The sequence below is a fragment of the Terriglobales bacterium genome, from assembly GCA_035691485.1.
Classification (GTDB): Bacteria; Acidobacteriota; Terriglobia; order Terriglobales; family Acidobacteriaceae; genus JAIQGF01.
Map to the genome: position 1 here is coordinate 18,387 of DASSIZ010000082.1, position 22,614 is coordinate 41,000.

General features: G+C 59.5%; 19 protein-coding genes. 15 read left to right on the forward strand and 4 right to left on the reverse strand.

What is annotated here, in order from left to right:
* The first annotated feature begins 90 nt into the window (after positions 1–90).
* Positions 91–384, forward strand: coding sequence for a hypothetical protein (locus VFI82_11290; protein ID HET7185260.1), 294 nt, complete (start codon positions 91–93; stop codon positions 382–384).
* Between the two features lie 2 nt (positions 385–386).
* Here VFI82_11290 and VFI82_11295 read toward each other — a convergent pair whose 3' ends face one another.
* Positions 387–1,553: an AI-2E family transporter gene (locus tag VFI82_11295; GenBank protein HET7185261.1), complete on the reverse strand. Its 1,167-nt coding sequence runs from the start codon at positions 1,551–1,553 to the stop codon at positions 387–389.
* 42 nt (positions 1,554–1,595) lie between these two features.
* Between VFI82_11295 and ruvX the strand changes: the two genes are divergently transcribed.
* The 3 genes from ruvX to VFI82_11310 all read left to right on the forward strand — a co-directional run bounded on the left by ruvX (position 1,596) and on the right by VFI82_11310 (position 4,268).
* Positions 1,596–2,075 carry a Holliday junction resolvase RuvX gene (ruvX, locus tag VFI82_11300; GenBank protein HET7185262.1) on the forward strand — a complete coding sequence of 160 codons (480 nt, stop codon included), beginning with the start codon at positions 1,596–1,598 and terminating at the stop codon, positions 2,073–2,075.
* Positions 2,076–2,216: 141 nt separating this feature from the next.
* Positions 2,217–3,254 carry an endolytic transglycosylase MltG gene (gene mltG, locus VFI82_11305; GenBank protein HET7185263.1) on the forward strand — a complete coding sequence of 346 codons (1,038 nt, stop codon included), beginning with the start codon at positions 2,217–2,219 and terminating at the stop codon, positions 3,252–3,254.
* Positions 3,255–3,332: 78 nt separating this feature from the next.
* Positions 3,333–4,268, forward strand: coding sequence for a hypothetical protein (locus VFI82_11310; GenBank protein ID HET7185264.1), 936 nt, complete (start codon positions 3,333–3,335; stop codon positions 4,266–4,268).
* Between the two features lie 67 nt (positions 4,269–4,335).
* Here VFI82_11310 and VFI82_11315 read toward each other — a convergent pair whose 3' ends face one another.
* Complete coding sequence (locus tag VFI82_11315; protein HET7185265.1) at positions 4,336–5,439, reverse strand: FtsX-like permease family protein; 1,104 nt, start codon at positions 5,437–5,439, stop codon at positions 4,336–4,338.
* Between the two features lie 580 nt (positions 5,440–6,019).
* Between VFI82_11315 and rplM the strand changes: the two genes are divergently transcribed.
* From rplM to tsf, 4 genes are all read left to right on the forward strand, one after another.
* Positions 6,020–6,460, forward strand: coding sequence for a 50S ribosomal protein L13 (rplM, locus tag VFI82_11320; GenBank protein HET7185266.1), 441 nt, complete (start codon positions 6,020–6,022; stop codon positions 6,458–6,460).
* Positions 6,461–6,581: 121 nt separating this feature from the next.
* Entirely contained in the window at positions 6,582–6,977 is a 396-nt protein-coding gene (rpsI, locus tag VFI82_11325) for a 30S ribosomal protein S9 (protein HET7185267.1), read from the forward strand.
* Between the two features lie 107 nt (positions 6,978–7,084).
* Entirely contained in the window at positions 7,085–7,978 is an 894-nt protein-coding gene (gene rpsB, locus VFI82_11330) for a 30S ribosomal protein S2 (protein ID HET7185268.1), read from the forward strand.
* A 304-nt stretch (positions 7,979–8,282) separates the two neighbouring features.
* Positions 8,283–8,948, forward strand: coding sequence for a translation elongation factor Ts (gene tsf / locus VFI82_11335; GenBank protein HET7185269.1), 666 nt, complete (start codon positions 8,283–8,285; stop codon positions 8,946–8,948).
* A gap of 98 nt (positions 8,949–9,046) precedes the next feature.
* Here the strand turns inward: tsf and VFI82_11340 are convergent, their stop codons facing one another.
* The gene (locus VFI82_11340; GenBank protein ID HET7185270.1) at positions 9,047–10,363 is read right to left on the reverse strand and encodes a hypothetical protein; all 1,317 of its coding nucleotides are present in this window, start codon (positions 10,361–10,363) and stop codon (positions 9,047–9,049) included.
* Positions 10,364–10,490: 127 nt separating this feature from the next.
* Between VFI82_11340 and pyrH the strand changes: the two genes are divergently transcribed.
* The 6 genes from pyrH to VFI82_11370 all read left to right on the forward strand — a co-directional run bounded on the left by pyrH (position 10,491) and on the right by VFI82_11370 (position 18,533).
* Positions 10,491–11,207 carry a UMP kinase gene (gene pyrH, locus VFI82_11345; protein HET7185271.1) on the forward strand — a complete coding sequence of 239 codons (717 nt, stop codon included), beginning with the start codon at positions 10,491–10,493 and terminating at the stop codon, positions 11,205–11,207.
* A gap of 86 nt (positions 11,208–11,293) precedes the next feature.
* Positions 11,294–11,881, forward strand: a complete 588-nt coding sequence (gene frr / locus VFI82_11350) for a ribosome recycling factor (GenBank protein ID HET7185272.1) — start codon at positions 11,294–11,296, stop codon at positions 11,879–11,881.
* 106 nt (positions 11,882–11,987) lie between these two features.
* On the forward strand, positions 11,988–12,182 hold the full coding sequence (locus VFI82_11355; GenBank protein ID HET7185273.1) for a hypothetical protein: 195 nt from the start codon (positions 11,988–11,990) through the stop codon (positions 12,180–12,182).
* 146 nt (positions 12,183–12,328) lie between these two features.
* On the forward strand, positions 12,329–14,506 hold the full coding sequence (locus VFI82_11360; GenBank protein ID HET7185274.1) for a molybdopterin-dependent oxidoreductase: 2,178 nt from the start codon (positions 12,329–12,331) through the stop codon (positions 14,504–14,506).
* A 351-nt stretch (positions 14,507–14,857) separates the two neighbouring features.
* Complete coding sequence (gene bamA, locus VFI82_11365; GenBank protein HET7185275.1) at positions 14,858–17,674, forward strand: outer membrane protein assembly factor BamA; 2,817 nt, start codon at positions 14,858–14,860, stop codon at positions 17,672–17,674.
* 148 nt (positions 17,675–17,822) lie between these two features.
* A complete protein-coding gene (locus VFI82_11370; protein ID HET7185276.1) occupies positions 17,823–18,533 on the forward strand; it encodes an OmpH family outer membrane protein in 711 nt (236 codons plus the stop codon).
* Between the two features lie 416 nt (positions 18,534–18,949).
* Here the strand turns inward: VFI82_11370 and lepA are convergent, their stop codons facing one another.
* On the reverse strand, positions 18,950–20,758 hold the full coding sequence (gene lepA / locus VFI82_11375) for a translation elongation factor 4 (protein HET7185277.1): 1,809 nt from the start codon (positions 20,756–20,758) through the stop codon (positions 18,950–18,952).
* A gap of 288 nt (positions 20,759–21,046) precedes the next feature.
* Between lepA and VFI82_11380 the strand changes: the two genes are divergently transcribed.
* Positions 21,047–22,510: an amidohydrolase family protein gene (locus tag VFI82_11380; GenBank protein HET7185278.1), complete on the forward strand. Its 1,464-nt coding sequence runs from the start codon at positions 21,047–21,049 to the stop codon at positions 22,508–22,510.
* Positions 22,511–22,614 lie beyond the last annotated feature (104 nt).

Consider the following 22,614-nt stretch of genomic DNA (forward strand, 5'->3'; position numbering starts at 1 on the left):
CTCTTGGCTCCTGAAGCGCGGCTTGCGGGCCGCGCTTTTACTTTGCCGGCTAAAAGACCTCTTCTGGCCTGCCATTTTCATCACATCCTCATGCCCGGATTTGCGCACGTCATCCGTCTTGGGGCCAGGGAAGGGACCTACGGCAAAATTTTTGGCGAGTACCAGTTCACCTACAGCGAGGGCGGAAAAGTTTGGGTGCGGGTCTTCGACAGCGAAGCCTCGCTTTCCGAGTTCCTGCGCAGCAACGCCGCCCTTCCACCCGACGTCGTCAGCGGTGCCATCGATCAACTGGTTCGCGCCGGCAACGTAACCATTGCTGATGTCGAAATCAAGGAATCCGAGGCGCCCGCCATGGGTCTGGAGCAGTTACCGGGCGACTACTAGGCTCATTCTCCCAGCCATGATCCGTACCCCCGCATGGTTTCGATGTGGTCGAATACGATCTTGATCGCTGCTGTCATCGGGATCGCAAGCACCAGGCCCGTCGCTCCCCATAACCAGCCCCAGAACAGCAGCGACAATGTCACCGCCAGCGGATTCAGCTGCAGCCGGCTGCCCAGGAATTTCGGGTACAGAACGTTCAGCGCAAACAGGTGCAGCCCGAGCACGGTGAGCAGAATGGCGACGATGCCTCCGCCTCCCACCTGTCCCAGTCCCGAAATCAATGGCGGCAATGCTGCCAGCAGTACGCCCAGGTAAGGCACCAGGCTCAGAAATCCGCTGATGAACCCGATAAAATAAAAGTACGGAAGATGCAAAACCCCGAATATCACGGTGCTGGCCGCCCCGATAAATAGTCCCACCAGCACGTTTCCGACGATAAAACTTCGTATCATCCCCGAGATCAGCCCCAGCGTCACGTAAGCCGTATTCCGGTTCTTCATGCGAAACAGCATCACCGTCGCCGAGCGCACGTGGTCCTGCCAACTCAGCATGAAGTAGGTGAGGAAAGGAATGAAGGACGCTAAGAACGCAATCTCAATCGTCGGACCCAGCCCGCCGCTCAGGTACGTCGTCCAGCTCGACTGTTGCTGCAGGGTGACTCGGGGAGCGTTGGCCGCTTCTTTTTCCTCCTCCGGTAAAACCGATGACGTGCTCTGCTGGAGTTCCTGCGCCTGCTTCCGCAAGCGTCCGAGGAAGCTCCGGATGTTTCCTGAATATTTCGGGAGATCGTGGCTGAATGCGAGCGCCTTGTTATAGGAGATTTGCGCGATGCCGTAGCAGACCACCAGGAACAGCAGCACCGCGATCAACGCCGCCAGCGACCGCGGCAGCCGTAGGCGCTGAAACAGGTCAGCCAGCGGCGCCAGGATGAACGCCAGCAGGATCGAGATCAGCAGGACGATAAAGGGCAGCTTGGCAAAGTAAAGAGTAACCAGTACCGCCAGGATTGCCAGCACCATGGTGGCCGACGCACTGGCGCGCATCTGCCGGTGCAGTTCGTCCGCTTCCTCCTGCGTCTGCGGAAGCCCGACGATATGCTGTGGCCGCGTCTGCTCTGCGACGCCTTCGTGCAGCGCCTCCGAACCCGCCTCCTTGCGCTTGGTCGTCATTACCGTTCCAATCGGCAGAATTATGCAGCCTATAATATAGCGGTGTCCGCCCCAGAGCATCCCGCCTCTTCCGCTCCGGACCAATCTGCGCACTCCCGGCATCCACGCATTCTCGGACTCGACGTCGGCTCCAGGACGATCGGCATGGCCGTTTCCGATCCTCTCTGCATCACCGCCCAGGGACTGGAAACCATTCGCCGCAAGAACAAGCGCACCGACTTCGAACTTCTCGAGCGCGTCATTCGCGATTACGATATTCGAGAAATTGTCCTCGGCTATCCTTTGCGGATGAGCGGCGCCGAAGGCCGGCAATCGGAACGGATGGCCTTTTTTGCTGACGAACTTCGCAAGCGCTTTTCCCTGCCGGTGCATCTCTGGGACGAGCGCCTTACATCGGTTCAGGCGAATCGCTTGCTTCGCGAAGCCGAACTCAGTATTGCCAAGCGCGCCGCCGCCGTCGATCGCATGGCCGCCGTGCTTATTCTTCAATCTTACTTGGACGCGCGTTCGGTGCGCGATTGACTACTGCCCTCTGCTCCTCTGCCAGCCTCTGCGTTGATGTTCCACCGATCGGGCAACCCACTAGGTTTGCCGGCAACTCCGAAGTCTTACGTCTGACGACTACCTTCTTCCTGCTCACAATCATCTAAACTACAGGTCGAAATGCGCGCATTTTTCACTCTCATCCTGGTCCTTGTTCTTGTCGCGGCCCTATGGCTGGCCTGGGCGCTGTACCTGCCGGTTCAGCCCCGCGGCACGCAATATGTTCTTCTGCGTCCCGGCTCTTCCAGTCGTCGCATCGCCGCTGACCTCCACGCCGCCGGCGTCATCCACAGCGCTCACGCTTTCCTGCTGATGCATTACGTTCTCGGCCGCAGCCTGAAAGCCGGGGAGTACAAGTTCGATCAGTCCGCCACCGCCCGTCAGGTTCACGACCGCCTTGCTCGCGGCGACATTTTCGTTCACACCGTCACCATCCCCGAGGGCTACAACGTTTATGACATCGCCGCCGTCGTGCAGCTTGCCGGCCTGGGCTCGGCGCAGGATTTCCTGAAGGCAGTTCAGGGCGACGTCGCTTTCATTCGTGATCTCGACCCCAAGGCCACAACCCTGGAAGGCTATCTTTTCCCTGACACCTACGGCTTCACCCGCACCCAGTCCATTCACGACATCATTGCTGTCATGGTGCATCGCTTCCGTCGCGAGGCTGAGCAAACCGGGCTGGTGTGCGCCGCGGCCCTGGACCCAGCTGCCGCTAACAAAGCCGGAGCGGCCGGTTGCCCCGACGTGCATACCGTCGTCACCATGGCCTCAATCGTCGAAAAAGAAACTGCTGCCCCGGACGAAAGGCCGACGGTAGCGGGCGTGTACTACAACCGGTTGCAGCACGGCATTGCCCTGGCTGCCGACCCCACCGTCATCTACGCCGCGCTCGTGTCCGGCCGCTACACCGGCGCCATTCACCAGTCCGATTTGCAGTTCGACTCGCCTTACAACACCTATCGTCATGCCGGAATGCCGCCCGGCCCGATCGCGAATCCCGGTCGCGCTTCGCTCCAAGCCGCTCTCCACCCCGCCCAAACCGACTTCTTATATTTTGTCAGTGACGGCAACGGACATCACCGCTTTGCCCGTACTCTCGACGAGCACAGCCGCAACGTCGCTGCCTATCGCCGCACCGTGGCCGCATCCTCTCGTTGACAATCCGCGGTCCTGGCGAAGTGAGCGACAACGCTGCTTCCCGTATACTGATGGCTTCATCTAAACCGGATACCGCGCATGAATGTTCGTTGGCCCTTACGCGTATTGATGGCAGTCCTGCTGGCCCTTCCGCTCGGCGGATGTCTGTTCCGTTCCCACCGCCCTCAGGTCCTGCTCAGCACCGCTCCTTTAAAGACCGCCACCCTCGACCAGCTCGTCGCTAAGATCAACGATGAAGCCGCTAGAGTTAACACCCTCAATGCGACCGTGAATCTGGCTGCCTCTTCCGGCGGCTCGAAAAAAGGCAAAATTACCGAGTACAAGGAAATCAAAGGTTACATTCTGGTGCGCCAGCCCAACATGCTGCGCATGATTGGCTTGATGCCAATCGTTCGCAACCGCGCCTTCGACATGGTGAGCGACGGCAAGGCCTTCAAGCTGTGGATACCGCCTCAGAATAAGTTCGTTGTCGGAACCAACACTGTCATTCGCCCCTCGCCGCATCCCCTCGAAAACCTGCGTCCGCAGCACATCTACGACGCACTCCTCCTGCACGCCATCGACCCGGCTCACGACATCGCCGTCCTCGAGCAGGGAAACCAGACCATTCAGGACCCCAAAACCCACAAGCCGGTTCTTCAACCCGACTACATCGTCGACGTCGTTACCCGCGTGGACCACTTCTGGTATCTTTCCCGCAGGATCACCTTCAGCCGCGTCGATCTGATGCCCATCCGCCAGCGCGTCTACGACCGCAACGGCTATCTCGCGACCGATGCCACCTATTTTGATTTCAGGGATTACAGCGGGCTGACGTTTCCATCTACCACTCGCATCTGGCGGCCGCAGGAAGAGTACTCAGTGACCCTGAGCATTGAGAAGCTCACCATCAACCAGCCGCTTACCGACGAGCAGTTCGCTCTCTCTCAGCCCCCCGGCTCCCAGCTCGTCGAACTCGACAAATCGCCGCCGACCGCCGCGTCGAACGGCAACGCCACGCCGCAGCCACAATAAGAGTGTGTTTGGGGTCATTCCGCGCGCAGCGAGGAATCTCGGTTTTTATTCCCTCTCCGCCAAATCCCTATTCATATGCCAGCGCGTCGATGGGGTCTTTTTGTGCTGCTTTGTAGGCCGGATAAAGCGATCCGAAGATGGCGCCGACCAGTGCGATGATGGCCGCGTAACCGACCCAACTGCTCTGAATGATGACCCGCAGCGTGGGGAACTTCGCCAGGATGGCGTGACTTACTCCGTAGCTGACCACGATCCCAACCAGCGTTCCGGCCACTGCCAGAACAATCGTCTCCCGCAGCACTGTGTTCACGATGTACAGCTTCGAGGCGCCCAACGACTTCAGGATCCCAATTTCCCTCGTCCGCTCCATGATCGCCGTGTACATCGATTGGAAGATCACGATGAATCCAATCACCACCGCCACCCCAATCACCACCTCGATGAATATCTTTAGTCCCGGCAGGTTTCCGGCCGTGAACAACGACAGGTAGTCGCTCATGGTCAGCGCTTTGTACGTCTGCATGCCCGGGACGCTCTTGATCTCGCTCACCACCAGCGCAGCGTTCGTGGGGTCATCGAGCTTGATATAGAACACCGACGCTTTTCCTTGCGCGCCGATCCAGTCCTGCAGGGTTGCCAGAGGCAGAAATTTCCGCGCCCCCCGGCCCTGCTCCACGATCCCCGCCACTTTCACGTCGTGATTCAGGATCGTAATCGTGGATCCGACGCTGATGTGGTTGGCATCGGCAAAATAGTTGTCCACCAGCACCGTGTCGGGCCCGGTGAACGGACCGCCCGCAAGATAATGAAATGGCCCGCCGAGCGCCTCGAAACTGGGCAAGTCGATGCCATAGATGACTTCCACCGCCCCCGCGGTGTTCATCTGCATCACTACCGGGCTCACCGCCTTGACGTGCGCCAATTTGTGAATCACGTCCGCGACCTTTGCCGAGACCGGCGCGCCCGTAATTCCAGCCAGGAACGACGAACCGGGCGGCTGCACGATCACATCCGCCCCGATCCCCGCCTGCCGTTCCTTGGCGTCGTTCAGCATTCCGATCGACAACCCTACGATCACCAGGATCAGGGTGACCTCCACCGCGATCGCGATCACGCTGATTAACGTCCGGATCGGCCGGTGCACCAGGTTGGCTAAGACAAGTCGGTTCACTGTCGAGTCCCCGTTCGATTGTATCGGATGCCTTCTTCAGGCCATGCGCCTGGCCTGTTTTGGCTGATGCTGCTGGAGACGGAAGATGGAAATTAGAATTCTGCGCCAGGTAAACTCTTGCAGCCCGCTGCTCCTCTGTGGCCTCTGCGTTGACGTGCTTCCGATGTTCTTCAATGGATGCTGAAAATACGTGGGGGCCGGGCTTTGCCGAAATAGGCTGTGGCAAAGTCTCCAGCTTTGCCGTCACGGCGCTCCGGCCCCACGATCCCGTTAGTGCTGTTTCCCGCCGAATTACAAAGTAGTCATGACGGGACGCACATAACTTACTCTCGCTTGCCCGCCGATCAACCGAATTTTCCTTTCTGCCAACGCTTTCTTCCGCTCTGTTCTTCCCGATCTGGTGGCGGACCTTGATGGGATCCCTCTTTTCACCTGGTTTTCGCGCCCGCTTCGTTGACGTTCCTCTCTAATTTCGCTATAGTCTATGTTTTGCAGTTCTGCAGTTGCCCGCCTGGGGAATCCTCCGCCGTGAGGATGGTCCTGCGGTCTTCTTTGCGTTTTTTATTTCTGGGAGATTTCGATGTCTACCTATTTCCCCAAAGAGGGGGAAATTGCGCGCAAGTGGTTCGTCGTCGATGCCGCGGGTCAGACCCTTGGCCGTCTTGCCAGCCGTGTCGCCAGCATCCTGGCCGGCAAGGACAATCCGCGCTATACGCCTTTCATTGATACCGGTGACCACGTGGTGGTCGTCAACGCCGAAAAAATTCGCCTCACCGGCATGAAGACCGAGTCCAAGGTTTATCGCCACTACACTGGCTATCCCGGCGGTTTGCGCGAAGAGGACTTCCGCAAGCGCTTTACTCGCAAGCCCGAGTTGGTGGTCCAGGAAGCCATCGAAGGCATGCTGCCCAAGACGAAGATGGGCCGCGCCATGGCGCGCAAGCTGAAGGTGTACCGCGGCGACAAGCACCCGCATCAGGCCCAGAAGCCTGAGGGTCTGTCGCTGGCGAAGCAGGCATAACCAACGTGTGGCACGGGTCTCCGACCCGTGGATTTCAAAGCGCCACGGCGCTAGAGTTCAGAAGGGATTTCAACGCTGGCAGTCATTAGCCAAAAGCTAATGACTAAAGCGAAGAGCTATCATGGCCGACAGAGTCGAATATTACGGTACAGGGCGGCGCAAATCGAGCATCGCCCGCGTGTTTGTCCGTCCCGGAAGCGGCGAGTTCCGCGTCAACGATATGCCGTTTGACCGCTACTTCGTTACCGAGACGCAGCGCATTCTTGCCCGCCAGCCTTTGGTCACCACCGAGACGGCGGGCAGTTTCAATATCGTCGCCACGGTCAACGGCGGCGGGGTGAACGGACAAGCCGGCGCAGTCAAGATGGGTATCGCGCGGGCGCTGCTGCAGTTCAATCCCGAATTGCGCGGCCGCCTGAAAGCCGAGGGCTTTCTCACCCGCGATTCGCGTTCCAAGGAACGCAAGAAATATGGGCAGAAGGGCGCCCGCAAACGGTTCCAGTTCAGCAAGCGGTAGTTGGCTGTCGGCTAAGGTTTGAGCAACTAAATTTCCCGCCTGTCTTTCGGGGCGGGACGGGAGTAATCGTGGCCTCGCGTCACGATGCAATCCAATAAGGAGGTTGATTGGCTACCATCACCATGAAGGAATTGCTCGAAGCGGGCGTCCACTTCGGGCACCAGACCAAGCGCTGGAATCCCAAGATGAAGGAGTACATCTTCGGAGAGCGCAACGGAATTTACATTATCGACCTGCAGAAGACGCTGAAGATGTTCAAGGAAGCGTCCAAGTTCGTGCAGGACATGGCGGCTGAGGGCAAGATCCTGATGTTCGTCGGCACCAAGCGCCAGGCCCAGGATGCCATCGCCGAAGAGGCGCAGCGCTGCAGCATGTTCTACGTGAACCAGCGCTGGCTGGGCGGCCTCCTCACCAACTGGGTCACCGTCCAGAAATCGGTGAAGCGGCTGAAGGAACTCGACGAGATGGCCACCGACGGCCGTTACGAGCTCCTGCCCAAGAAAGAAGTGATCAAGCTCGAGCGCGAACGCAAGCACCTGCAGGCCAATCTCGCCGGAATCAAGAATCTGTCTCGCCTTCCTGACGCCATCTTCGTGATCGACTCCAACAAGGAGCAGATCGCCGTGCGCGAGGCGCGCAAGCTGGGGATTCCCGTGGTTGCTGTCGTGGATACCAACTGCGATCCCAGCGAAGTCGATTACGTCATACCCGGCAACGACGACGCGCTGCGCGCCATTCGCCTGTTTGCTTCCAAGATCGCCGAATCCGTGGTCGAAGGTTCACAGGCTGCTACCGACAAGCAGGTTGCCGAAGTTGCCGCCGCTCGCGCTGCCGAAGCCGCCGCGGGGGCGGGCTCCGATGCCGGCGCGGTGTCAACTGAGCCGGTCGAAGAAGTCAGCATGGAGGAGGTCCTCGGAGGCGGTGTGCGCAAGCAGCCCGCGCCGGCCGATATGGACGCCGAACCTGCCGAAGCGCGCCACGTCGAAGCGCAGACGAAGTAGTTCGTGTAGGGGCGGAATTCATTCCGCCGGATGTTTGCCGAACACGACCGCAGTCGTGCCGCGATGAACTAAAAAAGTTGTCATTCCGAGGGGGCTTCAGCCCCGAGGAATCCAGGATTTTGATTTTCGCTGCCACAGAAACTCGAAACTGATCTTAGCGACCCGCGCGCTCGCTTGGCGCGGGTCAAAATGTTCTATGGCTGTCGTGGCTACCATGTCCGAAGATCCCCGCGATCCCTGCAGGAAGACTGCGAATTGCGCACTGCCGGCCGGCCATGAAGGGCCATGTAAGTCAGGAGAAGAAATGAGCACTACTACCGCAAATATATCCGCTGCCCAGGTTCGTGATCTTCGCGACAAGACCGGCGCTCCCATGATGGACTGCAAGAACGCCCTCGTTGAAGCCAAGGGTGACATGGAGCAGGCCATTGTCGTGCTGCGCAAACGCGGCATGGCCGTAGCCGCCAAGAAAGCCGCCCGCGCCACCAGCGAAGGCGCCGTTGCCAGTTACATTCACGCCGGCGGTAAGATCGGTGTCCTGGTCGAAGTCAACTGTGAGAGCGATTTCGTCGCTCGTACCGACGACTTCAAGGAACTGGTGCACGACATTGCCATGCACATCGCCGCCAGCGATCCCAAGTTCGTCCGCAAGGAAGACGTCACTCCGGAGGCATTCGCTAAGGAGAAGGAGATCTTTCTTGCCCAGGCGAAGGCTACCGGGAAGCCAGACCACGTGGCCGAAAAGATTGTCCAGGGCAAGATGGCGAAGTTCTACGAGGAGGTCTGCCTTTACGAGCAGCCCTTCATCAAGGACCAGACCGTCAGCGTCTCGCAGCTGATCGCCGGCAAGATCGGCAAACTCGGCGAGAACATCGCCGTCCGCCGCTTTGCCCGCTTTAAGGTCGGCGATCCCGGCGTGACCATCGCCTTCACCAAGCCGGCTGAGCCCGCCGAAGGCGAGCAGAAGTAGTTGTATCAGGGCACGACTTCGGTCGTGCCGCGCGGCTCGGTAGGTCAGGGCTTCAGCCCTGACTGCTGCCTCTTTTGGTCTCTGCGTTGATGTTCTTGCTAGCGCGGCAATCCATTGTTTATTTGATAGCCGTAGCTGACGCCGAAATCTCCCCACCAGGCCCCGTGATGAACGTGGATGTAGTACAGGAAGCACGCCGACAGCAGCAGTTGGCACAGCCAGATCGCTGCCAGCCCCAGGCGCCCGCCGCGTCCCGTCGCCGTTCCCAGCCGCGCCACCCAGATCCACGGTAGTGGAAACATGGCAATCAGGTAGTGGGGGTAAATCCGCACCGCCGCCGCGCTGAGCAGCAATCCCGCGCCCCATAGTCCCGCCGCTTCCAGGAAGGTTGTTTCCGAGCCCAATCCCACCAAGTCTGCCCATGAAATCTTGTCGTTTTTCCGTCTCCGCAGCAGGACTGCCCCCATTACCGCGACGGTTCCTACCGTGATTGCCATGCAGGCGAACACGGCGTAGGTCGCATGGCTGCCGATCTTCGGCCAGCTAAGAAATTCTTTGTATTGCCATCCCAGGTTGTAATCCAACCCCAGTCCCAGAGGCGTGCGGAGCCAGGCAAACCAGAACGGCAACCCGAGCAGTTGGGTCCATGCTTGGCGCGCGCTGCTGTGCAAACCGTGTGCCAGCCACGGGATCATTGGAACCGCGCCCAAGCACATCCCGGTCACCGCGTATTTCCACTGCATTCCCAGGCCTCGTTCCCGGCGACGGTCAAACGCAAGCGTCCAAAGCAGCAAGGCAGCGGCGAAGAAAAATCCAGCCATGTGGAACTGCCCGAGCAATGCCTCCAACACGCCCCAGCAGAACGCCGCCGCGCGTCGCGACCGGTGGAACCACGCCAGGATCAGCAGAGCGGTGAAAAATGGCTCCACGCATTGCGGCCAGATCTTTCTCGCGAACAGCACGGCGAATACGTTCACGCAGAACAGCGCTGCGGTCCAACCCCAGATCGCTCGCTGCTCCGGCGGTAGCACGCGAATCGCTATCGCTGCCAGGATCGCGAGCGCCAGGATGTTCAGCACCGCCACGCTGCGCGCCAATTCTGCGGGATTGCTGGCGCCTGACATGCTGCCCAGCAGCAGGAAAATCCATACCGACGGTCCCGCGTTTACCACTCCGGTGCTGGAAGGCATGCCCACGGCGGGTATCGCGCCGCTCTGCCGGAACTGCTCGACAGCCGACATCGAGTAGCGCTCGTCGGCCTTGTACTCGATGTCGGTTGGAAAAACCAGGCGCAGGGTCGCTCCCAGCAGCAGGCAAACGGCCAGGAAAATCCACCAATTCCTGTCTTCCCGAGGCTCAATCAACGCTGGTGTCGGCGACTTCGTGGCCGCCGCCGGCGCGGTGGTCAAGTGCATAGAGTAGAACGATAGTGCACTGCAGTTTGCCGCATAGCAACTCGGAACCGCGCCCGAGCCAGGGAAGGGGACCGCCGAAGCCAACCCGATGTTAGACTATTTCAGCCCCTTAAGAAGCGAGCTGCCGATGCCCGAACCTGTGTTCAAGCGCGTACTTCTGAAACTCTCAGGCGAAGCCCTTGCCGCTGGACAAGGCTTCGGCGTTGATCCGATTCGCGTTCACGAAATCGCGGCGGAGATCCAGGACGTCCACTCCCTCGGCGTGCAGATCGCCATCGTCATCGGCGGCGGCAATTTCTTTCGCGGCGTTGCCGAGCAGGCGCGTGAGATGGACCGCGTCACCGCCGACCACATGGGCATGCTCGCTACCATGATCAATGCCCTCGCCCTGCAGGACGCGCTGGAAAAGCGCGGTGTTTACAGCCGCGTCATGTCGGCCATCGAAATGCATGAGGTCGCCGAACCCTTCATCCGCCGCCGCGCCATCCGTCACATGGAAAAGGATCGCGTCGTCATCTTCGGCGCCGGCACCGGCAACCCTTATTTCTCCACCGACACCGCTGCCTCTCTCCGCGCCATGGAAATTAAGGCCGACGTCATTCTCAAGGCCACCAAGGTCGATGGCATCTACGACGCCGATCCTGTCATTGTCAAAGACGCAAAAATGTTCGACCAGATTAGCTACATGGAAGTGCTCAAGAAAGGTCTGAAGGTGATGGACGCCACCGCCATCAGCCTCTGCAAGGACAACAACCTGCCCATCATCATTTTTAACCTCAATCGCCATGGCAACATCCGCCGCGTCGTCACCGGCGAAAAGATCGGCTCATTAGTCAGCGCATAGACGGTATCCGCGCTCATTCCGCGAAAATCAATGGCCAGTTTTTGTCTTCGTTTATAATTCCCAGTCCTGCTTTCACTGGAGCACCTATGCCGACCCCGAGCATGGCAGCGAATCCCGCACTCAAAGAACTCTTTGCCCAGCTCAGAACCCGCATGGACAAGGCGGTTGAGGACTTTCGCAAGGAAATGGCCGCCGTCCGCACCGGACGCGCCTCTGTCCATATGCTCGACGGCGTTCAGGTGGATTACTACGGCTCCATGATGCCGCTCAACCAGATCGCGCAAGTGCATGCTCCCGAAGCGCAGCTCATTACCGTTCAGCCCTTCGACCCCAGCTCCTTGGGCGGCATTGAGAAAGCCATTCGTTCCGCCGACCTCGGTCTGAACCCGATGAATGACGGTAAGCTTATCCGTGTCCCTGTGCCCGCGCTCACCGAGGAGCGCCGCCGCGACATGGTCAAGCACCTGCACAAAATCCTCGAGGAGCACCGCACCGCCATCCGCAACATCCGTCGCGACGGCAACGACGCTACTAAGAAGACGCTGAAAGACAAGAAAATCACGGAAGACGACGAGCGCCGCGCCCTCGATGAAATCCAGCGCCTCACCGACGACGAAATCAAGAAGATGGAAGAGCTCAGCAAATCGAAGGAAAAAGAAGTGATGACGGTATAAGCACTGGTTTTCCCGAAATAAAACTCCTAAGGCAATTTTTTCCTGCCGCAAATCACAGCGTGGCCCCCATCTACAGCGGAGAATAATTCGATCACGGGGGTGCGCCATGCGGCACGACGTTGACTCCGCGCTCGCCTACTACGCCATCGACAAATCCAGCGACGTCGCTGTGGACGGCGAACTCGATTTGCTCGCCGACGAGGACCAGGAAGTTTGTCCAGCCTGCGGTACGCAGTTGGTCGAGTTCGATGCCGACCCCTTCGCGCTCCATTGCCCGGTTTGCGACCAACGCTATCGCTAGCGGCTGCGAGGGTGCCCCACATTCGCGAGCCGCGGCGAGCTAATGTGGGATGAGACGCGAATGCTCCGGGACCTGAAACCTGATTAGCCGCTGGGAGGCTCACGCAGGATTCCTAATTTCCTCCCTCCGCGCTATGCTGGTGGGCGATGGCAGCGAAAATCGTCCACGCCGCTTGCCCGCACGATTGTCCCGATGCCTGCGGCGTCCTCATCACTGTGGAAGACGGGCGCGCCACCCGCATTCATGGCGATCCCGACCATCCGGTGACGCGCGGGTTTCTCTGCGCCAAGGTCGCCAAGTACCTCGACCGCGTCTATTCCCCCGATCGCGTTCTGCATCCCTATCGCCGCGTCGGCCCCAAAGGTTCGCGCGCCTGCAACCAGGATGATTTCCGCCGGATTTCCTGGGACGAAGCTCTCGACGAGATTGTCACTCGCTTTCAGGACATCGTGCGCTGCCACGGCGCCGAGGCCATTCTCCCGTACTCCTACGGTGGCACCCTCGGCGTTCTCAATGGCGCCTCCATGGACCGCCGCTTTTTCCATCGCTTGAGCGCGTCGCAGCTGGACCGCACCATCTGCTCCATTACCGGAGAACTCGGCATCAAGTCCGTGTACGGCCTCAAGCTGGGCACCGAGCCGGAGCAGTTCGCGCGCTCGCGCTACATCATCGCCTGGGGCGCCAACATTCACGGCAACAACGTTCACCTCTGGCCATTCATCGAGCAAGCCCGCCACCATGGCGCCAAGCTGGTGGTGATCGATCCTTACCGCACCCGGACTGCGGCGTGTGCCGATTGGTACTTGCCCATTAATCCCGGCACCGATGTCGCCCTTGCCCTCGGCATGATGCACGTCATCATCAACCAAGGCCTCTTCGACGCCGGCTACATCGCGCGGCACACCTTTGGCTTTGACCAGCTCCGCGCCCGCGTCCAGGAGTATCCGCCGGAGCGAGTGGCGCGCTGGACCGGCATTTCATCGGACGACATCGTTCAACTCGCGCGCGAGTACGCCACCACGCGCCCCGCCGCTATCCGCCTCAACTATGGTATCCAGCGCAGCGAGAACGGTGGTATGGCGGTGCGCGCCGTCTGCATGCTGCCGTGCCTGATCGGCTCCTGGAAGCAAGTCGGCGGCGGGCTGCAGCTCTCCACCAGCGAGTCCCACAATCTCAACAAGGACGCGCTGCGCGGCGCCGAACTCATGTCGCATCCTGCCCGCGTCATCAATATGGTCGAGCTCGGCCGTGCTCTCAACGACCTCCAGGACCCGCCCGTGAAGGGGCTATTCGTTTACAACTCCAATCCGGCCGCGGTTGCCCCCAATCACAACGCCGTGGTGCGTGGCTTGTCCCGCCCTGACCTGTTTACTGTCGTGCACGAGCAGTTCTTCACCGACACCACCGATTACGCCGACATTATCCTGCCCGCCACCACATTTTTCGAGCACAAGGACCTGCAGACCGGGTACGGCCATTACTTCATCCAGATTTCCAACCCCGCCATCGAGCCGCTGGGTGAATGCCGCTCCAACGTCGAACTGTTTCGCGCTCTGGCGCAGCGCATGGGCTTCGAAGATCCCTGCTTCCGCGAATCCGACGACGATATGATCGATCTCGCCCTCGCCTCACCGCACCCGCATCTGCAGGGCATTGATCGCGCCCGCCTCGAGCGCGACCATTTCGTTCGCCTCAACCTTCCGGTGAATGGTGTGGCGAAGGTCTCCGACCCGAGTCCGAACCAGACTTCAACACGTGTCATCCCCAGCGAAGCGACCGAGATCAGTGAGGGAGCGCAGTCCAGGGACCTGGCGTTTTCACCCTATCTCCCCTTCGCCAACGGCTTCCCCACGCACAACGGCAAAGCCCTTCTTTACAACGAATCGCTCGTTGCCCAGGGCCTCGACCCGGTGGCCACTTTCACTCCGCCCCAGGAATCGCGTCACCGCGGCGACGCTCGCTATCCGCTTGAATTGCTGGCTCGCAAGTGCGACAACTACCTGAACAGCACTTTCTCCAATCTTCCGGCGCACCAGGGCATGGAAAATCCTGACCTGCTGGAAATCAACGCCGCGGACGCCGCCCCTCGCGGCATTCACGACGGCGACTCCGTTCGCGTTTTTAATGCGCGCGGCGAAATTTTGCTTACCGCTCGGGTGAACGGCGCAACCAGCGCCGGCGTTGTTGCCGCCCGGTTAAACTGGGCCAAGCTCACCGGTCAGGCCCGCAATATTAATGTCCTGACCTCGGAGCGGCTTACCGACATGGGGGGCGGCGCAACCTTTTATTCAACTCTGGTCGACGTGGTCCGTGCTGACGGCTGACGCTGTCGGTGCCCAACCCCGCTTGCGTAGGAATCACCCGATCACATCGTGCCGCTGTCTGTCACGGTCCATCCCCATGGCGAAGCTCCGCGCGAGAGATTCCCACCTCCCGCGGGTTCAACCAATCGCGTGCGCCTTCGTGGGTGTCCCGCTCAAGCCCGATTTTGGCTTGCGTGGAAATCACCCGAACACATTGTGCCCACTTTGACGTGAAACTCGCGTTGCCTTGTATAATTGCCAATTCCGCAACCGCTTGATGTTTGAGGTCGGACTATTCTTTATCCTACGGATCATGTAGTGGCCGTCGTGCGCGATGCAAAGACTCGACTTACCCGGAATCGCCGGGTGTGGGTGCGACGGTTTCCGGTGCTGCTGGTCCTTGTTTTTGCCGCAATTTTTCTCGCTCCCGTCGTTGCCCTGGCACAGCAGGACCTCATTGCTGACGTCGTTCCTCATGGCAATCGCCGCATTCCCGTCGAAACCATTCGCGCTCGCATCTTTACCAAGCCCGGTGACGTTTACGACCAGGCAGCCTTGGAGCGGGATTTCAATTCGCTGTGGAACACCGGCTACTTCGACGACATCCGTTTTGAGCGCGAGCAGACCGCCAAGGGCTGGGTTATCCATATCTACGTCAAAGAGAAACCCACCATTCGTGAAATCAAGTACCTGGGCCTGAATTCTGTCTCCCAGAGCGATGTCCTCGACCGTTTCAAGGAGCGGAAGGTCTCCCTCACCCAGGAAAGCCAGTATGATCCCACCCGCGTCAAACGCGCCGAGGTGGTGATCAAGGAATTACTGGCCGAGCACGGACGCCAGTTTTCCACCATTCGCACCGAGGTTCGCCCCATTCCCCCAGCCGCCGTCGGGATTACCTTTGTCGTGAAAGAAGGGCCCAAGGTCAAGGTCGGCAAGATCACGTTCGAGAACAACCATCACATCAAGAGCCGCACCCTCCGTTATGCCATGCGCAACATGCGCCCCATCGGCATTCCACACTCGATTGTTCTGGAAAACATCTTCAGTAAGACCTACAACGCCTCCAAGCTCAGCGAGGACACCGAAATGGTCCGTGACGCCTACCAGCGCCAGGGCTACTTCAAGGCCGTGGTGCAGGATCCCAAGACCCAGATTCGCGATACCGGCGGCAGTGGGCTTCACATTCCTATCATCATGCACGGCCCCGGCAAGGTGATCGACATCAAGATGCCGGTCGAGGAGGGCGACCGTTACCGCCTCAAGGAAGTCAAGTTCACCGGCAATAAGGCCATGACCAATACCGCAGCTCTGCGCAAGCTCATCCCCATGAAAGATGGGGAGATTTTCAATATCGAGATGGTGCGCAAAGGCCTGAAAAATCTTCGCGAAGCCTATGGCGCCTTCGGCTACATCAATTTCACGCCCGTCCCCGACACGCAGTTTGACGATGAAAAAAAACTGATCAGCCTGACCATCGATTTGGACGAGGGTAAGCAGTTTTACGTGCGCCGTATTGAATTTAAGGGCAACACCACCACCCGCGACAAGGTCATCCGTCGCGAACTGGCCATCGAGGAAGGCCAGCTCTACAACAGCAAGTACTGGGAGCTCAGCATTCTCCGCCTGAATCAGCTGGGCTACTTCGATGCCTTGAAGCCGGAACAGGATTCCGACGTCAAGCAGAACAACCAGGAAGGCACCGTCGACATTACCCTCAAGGTCAAGGAGAAGGGCAAGAACAGCATCGGCCTGAGCGGCGGTGTCAGCGGCTTGGCCGGCTCCTTCATCGGGCTGACCTACGAGACCAACAACTTTCTCGGCCTCGGCGAGACCCTGACCGTGCAGGCCAGCATCGGCAGTCGCCAGCGCAATCTTTCCTTTGGCTTCACCGAACCCTACCTCTTCGATCGCCCACTGCAGTTCGGCTTCACCGTGTTCTCCCAGCGCTTCAACTTCAACCAGGCCCAGCAAGCCAGCATCGTCGCCGGCCAGAAATTGACTCTTCCCGACAATGTCCTCCAGTCGCTGCAGAATTTCAGCCAGTCCCGCACCGGCTTCAGTACCAGCTTGAGTTATCCCATCCGCCGCTCGTTCAAGCGCGTCAGCCTGGGTTACTCGTTCGACGTTTCTTCCATCAGCGTCTTCAGCACCTTCTCGCAGTTGTATTTCCAGGAACTCAACTTCCGCAACATCTCCGGGCCCAACTCGCTCAGCGGCATTGTCACCAGCAAGCTGATCCCCAGTTTCACCATGAATACCGTCGATAGCCCTGTCCACCCCCACCGCGGCCGCAACATCTTCATCGGAGGTGACATCGCCGGTATCGGCGGCAACGTTTCCTTCGTTCGTCCCGTCGTGTCCTACACTCGCTGGACTCCCATGAAAGGGCTGAAACCGAACTCCGATGGTCGCAACAGCTTTGGAATTCGGTTGCAGGGCTCATTCATCAGCGGCTACGGCGGGCGTGTCGCGCCTCCGTTCGAGCGTTTCTTCATGGGCGGCGACACTGACATCAGAGGTTTCGACATCCGCGCCATCTCGCCCGTGGCGTTTTTCGTAGAGAGCGTGACTTTCCCGCTCTCCAACCCCGATGGCACGCCCGTACCCAAGGATCCCAACAATCCTCGCCAGGGCGCGGTCACGGTTCCGCTCCCGGTGCAACGCATCATCTTCCCTGGCGGCGACACCAGCGTGGTCAGCAACATGGAGTACCGCATCCCGATCATCGGCCCTGTCACGCTGGCCCCGTTTTTCGATCTCGGCTTTGACGGGATTGCTCGCCCCTCGGCTCTGCAGGTCAACTCAACCCAGTTGACCACTCTGAACACCACCGCCTTCGGTTGCCCCGCCCTCGACATCGCTTTCAACTGCGTCGGCGGCGTCTCCCAGTCCTTTTCCAAGGGGCTGAAGATTGTTGGTGCCTCCAACTGGAGGCCGCGCACCTCCACCGGCCTGGAACTGCAAGTCATTATGCCCGTGGTCAATGCGCCCTTCCGCATCTACTGGGCGTACAACCCCCTGCGTCTCAACACTTCTACCGACACCCCCAACCTGATCACCCGCAGTATGTTCCCGGTCGGCGGAGCGGGCGATTTCAGCTATCAGCAGGCCATCAGTACCTTCGCCCCGGGATGGAACTTGAAGGAGCCTAAGACCACCTTCCGCTTCACCGTGGCCACCACCTTTTAGGCCGCTTTGCCGCCAGTTCCCGGTTTGACGCTGGCTTGGCCTCGACCTATAATCTATCTTCCCTGAAACTTTCCGCGGTATAACCGTCCTGGGGTGTTTCTGAGGAATTCCGAAAGCAGCGTCGTTCCAAGGAGTTCAAAACCTACTCATGACACGTAAGCTTGTCCGCTTCATCCTGCCGGCGGCTTTGTTGGCCGTTACCGCGCTGGCGCAGACCGGATCCGTCGCCGCCGCCAATCCCGCGCCTGCTTCGGCGGCTCCTGCGCCCGCCTCGGCTGCTCCCGCTACTCCCTCTGGCATCACCCGCATTGGCATCATCAACATTCAGAATGCCATCCTGATGACCAACGAGGGCCGTCGTGACTTCGAGGCTTTGCAGAAGAAGTTCGAACCTACGCAGACCTCGCTGAACAGTCTGAACCAGGAAGTCGAGAACCTGAAAAAGCAGTTGCAGGCACAAGGCGAAAAGCTCAACGAGCAGTCGCGCTCCGACATGGTCAAGAACATCGAGACCAAGCAGAAGAGCCTGCAGCGCCAGGTGGAAGACGCCCAAGCTGAGTTCCAGGGACAGCAGAACGAGATCGCCAACCGCATCGGCGGCAAACTGCTCGATGTCCTCGACAAGTACGCTAAGTCGAACGGCTACTCGGTGGTTCTCGACGTTTCCAGCCAGCAGAGCCCAGTGCTGTGGGCCGCCCAGTCAACCGACGTGACCCAGGAAATCGTTAACGCCTACAACTCCCAGTCCGGGGTTGCGGCCCCGCCACCCGGTTCCGGCGCGGCTGCCAGGCCTGCAAGCCCAACACGCCCTTCCGCTCCCAAACCGGCGGCCCCAAAAACCACGCCGCCGAAACCGTAAGAGAATCTTTGCTGATCCAAGGCCGCCCTATCCGGTGGCCTTTTTCTTTGTCGTCAACCCGGCTCGCTGCTTTCTTTTCGAGCGCGCGTTTTTTTCCGCAACTGCGTGGAAAACTCTGTGCAATTCTGGCTCGCCTTTCTGACAACCCGCCACAAAACAGCTACTTACACACTCTGCCTAGTTCATGTGGCAACGGACAATTCAGTCAAGAATCAACAGCTTAGCTGAATAAGGGAGAGCCGGCTCAAGGCGGACTTCAAGGTCACCCAGGTGGTCATTCCATCAGCGGTTTTGCACATTACAACAAGATGAAAAAGCAACTGGCCGCTTGCTCCAATTGGCACGGCCAGCCGGTTTTCCTTATTTGGCAAGCGATTCGGTGCCCCTGCCTAACACCATCGTTAACAGCGATTCGGTTATTCTTCGCCTACCCGCAGTACCGCCAGGAAGGCTTCCTGCGGGATGTCCACTTTTCCGATGCGCTTCATCCGCCGCTTGCCGGCTTTTTGTTTTTCCAGCAATTTTCGTTTCCGCGTGATGTCCCCGCCATAACACTTGGCCAGCACGTTCTTCCGGATCGCCCCCACCGTTTCCCGCGCGATCACCTTGGCGCCGATCGCCGCCTGGATCGCCACCTCGAACATCTGTCGCGGAATCAACTCCCGCATTTTCGATACCAACGCTCGTCCTCGCTCGTACGCAAAGTCCTTGTGCACGATGATGGACAGCGCATCTACCGACTCGCCCGCCACCAGGATGTCCAGCTTCACCATGTTCGATTCCCAGTAGCCGGCGAAGTGGTAATCCAGCGACGCGTATCCTCGCGACACGCTCTTCAGCTTGTCATAAAAATCCAGCACGATTTCGTTCAGCGGCAGCTCGTAGCTCAGCATCACCCGCCCGCCGCTTAGGTACTCGAAGTTCTTCTGCTTGCCGCGCTTTTCCTCCACCAGCTTGAAGATCGCGCCCACATATTCCTCGCGCGTGATGATGGTCGCCAGGATGATCGGCTCTTCGATCTTTTGGATCTCTCCCTGGGACGGCCATTTCGACGGGTTATCTACTTCCATCACTTCGCCGTCCGTCTTGGTCACCCGGAATCGCACTCCCGGCGCGGTCGTGATCAGGTCCAGGTTGAATTCCCGCTCCAGCCGCTGTTGGATGATGTCCATGTGCAGCAGGCCCAGAAACCCGCATCGGAAGCCGAATCCCAGCGCCACTGAGCTTTCCGGTTCAAAGAAAAACGACGCGTCGTTCAGTCGCAGCTTCTCCAGCGCTTCGCGCAGCATCGTGTGCTCGTGCGCGTCCACCGTGTACATCCCGGCGAACACCATCGGCTTCAGCTCTTCGAAACCGGGCAGGGGTTCGATCGCCGGCCGGTCATCGTCGGTGATGGTGTCGCCGATCTTCGTGTCGGCCACGTTCTTCAGGTTGGCAAAGATGAAGCCCACTTCGCCCGCCACCAGTTCTTCCACCTCGACCGGCTTGGGCGATTGCACGCCCACTACTTCCACCTCGAATGCCTTGGCGTTCGACCACAAGCGGATCTTCTGCTTCTTGCGCAGCGTGCCCTGGAAAACACGCGTCAACACGCCCACGCCGCGGTAGGAATCGAACCACGAATCGAAAATCAGCGCCTGCAGCGGCGCTTCCGGCGAGCCTTTCGGCGGCGGAATTTTCTTTACGATCTGTTCCAGTACCTCCGGCACGCCTTCCCCGGTTTTCGCCGAGATCAGCAGCGCGTCGGTTGCGTCCAGGCCTACCGCCCCTTCGATCATTTCCTTCGTCCGCTCGACGTCTGCGCTCTGCAAATCAATCTTGTTGATGACCGGGATGATTTCCAGCCCGTGATTGATCGCCAGGTAGGAATTTGCCAGCGTCTGTGCCTCCACTCCTTGCGTGGCGTCCACCACCAGCAGCGCGCCCTCGCACGAGGCCAGCGCGCGTGATACTTCGTAGGAAAAGTCCACGTGTCCCGGCGTGTCGATCAAATTGAGCTGGTAAGTTTCGCCGCTGCGCGCAGTGTAGTTCATGCGCACGCAATGCGCCTTGATCGTGATGCCGCGCTCGCGTTCCAGGTCCATCGCGTCCAGCACCTGCTCCTGGCCCTGCATTTCGCGCGCCGACAACGCTCCCGTCAGCTCCAGCAGCCGGTCGGAAAGCGTGCTCTTCCCATGATCGATGTGGGCGATGATCGCGAAATTGCGGATGTGCTGGCGGTCCATAGGATGGATGATGCGGCTTCTGCTGCTTAATCCTTGATTCTAGCATCCGCACTCGAGCTTCACGTTTCGATGTTCGCGCCTCTCGACACTAAACTCCTGTCATCCTGAGCGAGGGCGCACGCCCGAGTCGACCGATCCCTGCGCCGCTCCTGTCACCGTGCTGTCGCCAGCCATCTCATAACCGCTGTCAACCTGAGCGCAGCGAAGGATCTGGGTTTTTTCCCCCGGCTCAAAACACTGAACTCCTGCCATCCCGGTGTTACTCTAATGTGCTTTTCGGGGTGAACGATGAACCGCCTGCTCCTCTTCCTCCTCTTCGCCGTATCCGTCGCCGCACAAACTCTTTCTCCCGCCGTGAAAGCTTTCGTCATTGTTGACGCACCCACCATCGTCCTCATCAATGTTCGTATCATTGACGGCACCGGCTCCCCTGCCCGCGAGAACCAGACCATCGTGATTCGCGATGGCCGGATCGCCGACCTGCATCCTTTCGCAATGGAACAGGCCGTCGGTCAAGTCAAGGTCATTGACCTCATCGGCTATACCGTTATCCCCGGCCTTGTCGGGATGCACGACCATCTCTTCTATCCCGGCGCGCTCAATCCCATCCACTACAGCGAAGACGATTTCTCTGCTCCCCGCATGTATCTCGCCGGCGGCGTTACCACCATCCGTACCACTGGCTCCATTGACGGCTACACCGACCTCAGCCTCAAGCGCGACATCGATGCCGGCCGTGCTCCCGGTCCCAGCATTTTTCCCACTGCTCCTTATCTCGAAGGCGCCGGCGCTTACACCGGGCAGATGCATGAACTCAAGGACGCCGACGATGCCCGCCGCACCGTTGCCTACTGGGCCGACGAGGGCGCGAACAATTTCAAGGCGTATATGCATATCACTCGTGCCGAGCTGGGCGCCGTGATTGACGAGGCCCACAAGCGCGGCCTGAAAGTGACCGGCCACCTCTGCTCCATCGGTTTGCGCGAGGCCGCCGCACTCGGCATCGACGACCTGGAGCACGGCTTGGCGGTTGACGGTGAGCTCGCGCCCAACAAGCAGCCCGACAAGTGTCCTGAGCAGACCGCCATCCGCGACGCCCTGCTCAAGCTCGACATCAACGGACCCGAAGTCCAGGCCATCATCAAGGATCTTGTCCTTCACCACGTCGCGGTTACTTCCACGCTGCCCGTGTTCGAAACGTTTGTTCCCAACCGCCCCGCCATGTCGCTGCCGCCGGCCTCGCCCACCGCGACACCGCTTCCCTCGCCGTACATGCGCCGCGTGCTTGACAGCATGCTGCCCGAGGCCCGCACCGACTACCTCACTACGCGCGCGCGTATCGCCGGCAGCAAGGACTCGCCCTGGCCTGTGCTGTTGAAGAAGGAGATGGATTTTGAGTACGCCTTCGCCAAGGCGGGTGGCCTGCTCCTTGCCGGGCTTGATCCCACCGGCTACGGCGGTGTCGTGCCCGGCTTCGGCGACCAGCGCGAAGTCGAACTGCTGGTCGAAGCGGGCTTCACTCCGGTTGAGGCCATTAAAATCGCAACCCTGAACGGCGCACAATGGCTCGGCGTTGCCGATAAGATCGGCAGCATCGCCGTTGGAAAAAATGCTGACCTCGTCGTGATCAAGGGTGACCTGTCCAGGAACATCACTGATATCGAAAATGTAGAAACGGTATTCAAGAACGGTGTCGGCTACGACTCTGCCAAGTTGCTCGAATCCACACGCGGCAAGGTCGGCCTCCACTGAACCATTTACCTCTGGCACCTGACCCTGAGCGTAGCCGAAGGGGAAGGATCTGTTTCTTGCTTTTTCCTTCACCAAACTCTAAGAGCCTTGTCATCCTGAGCGAG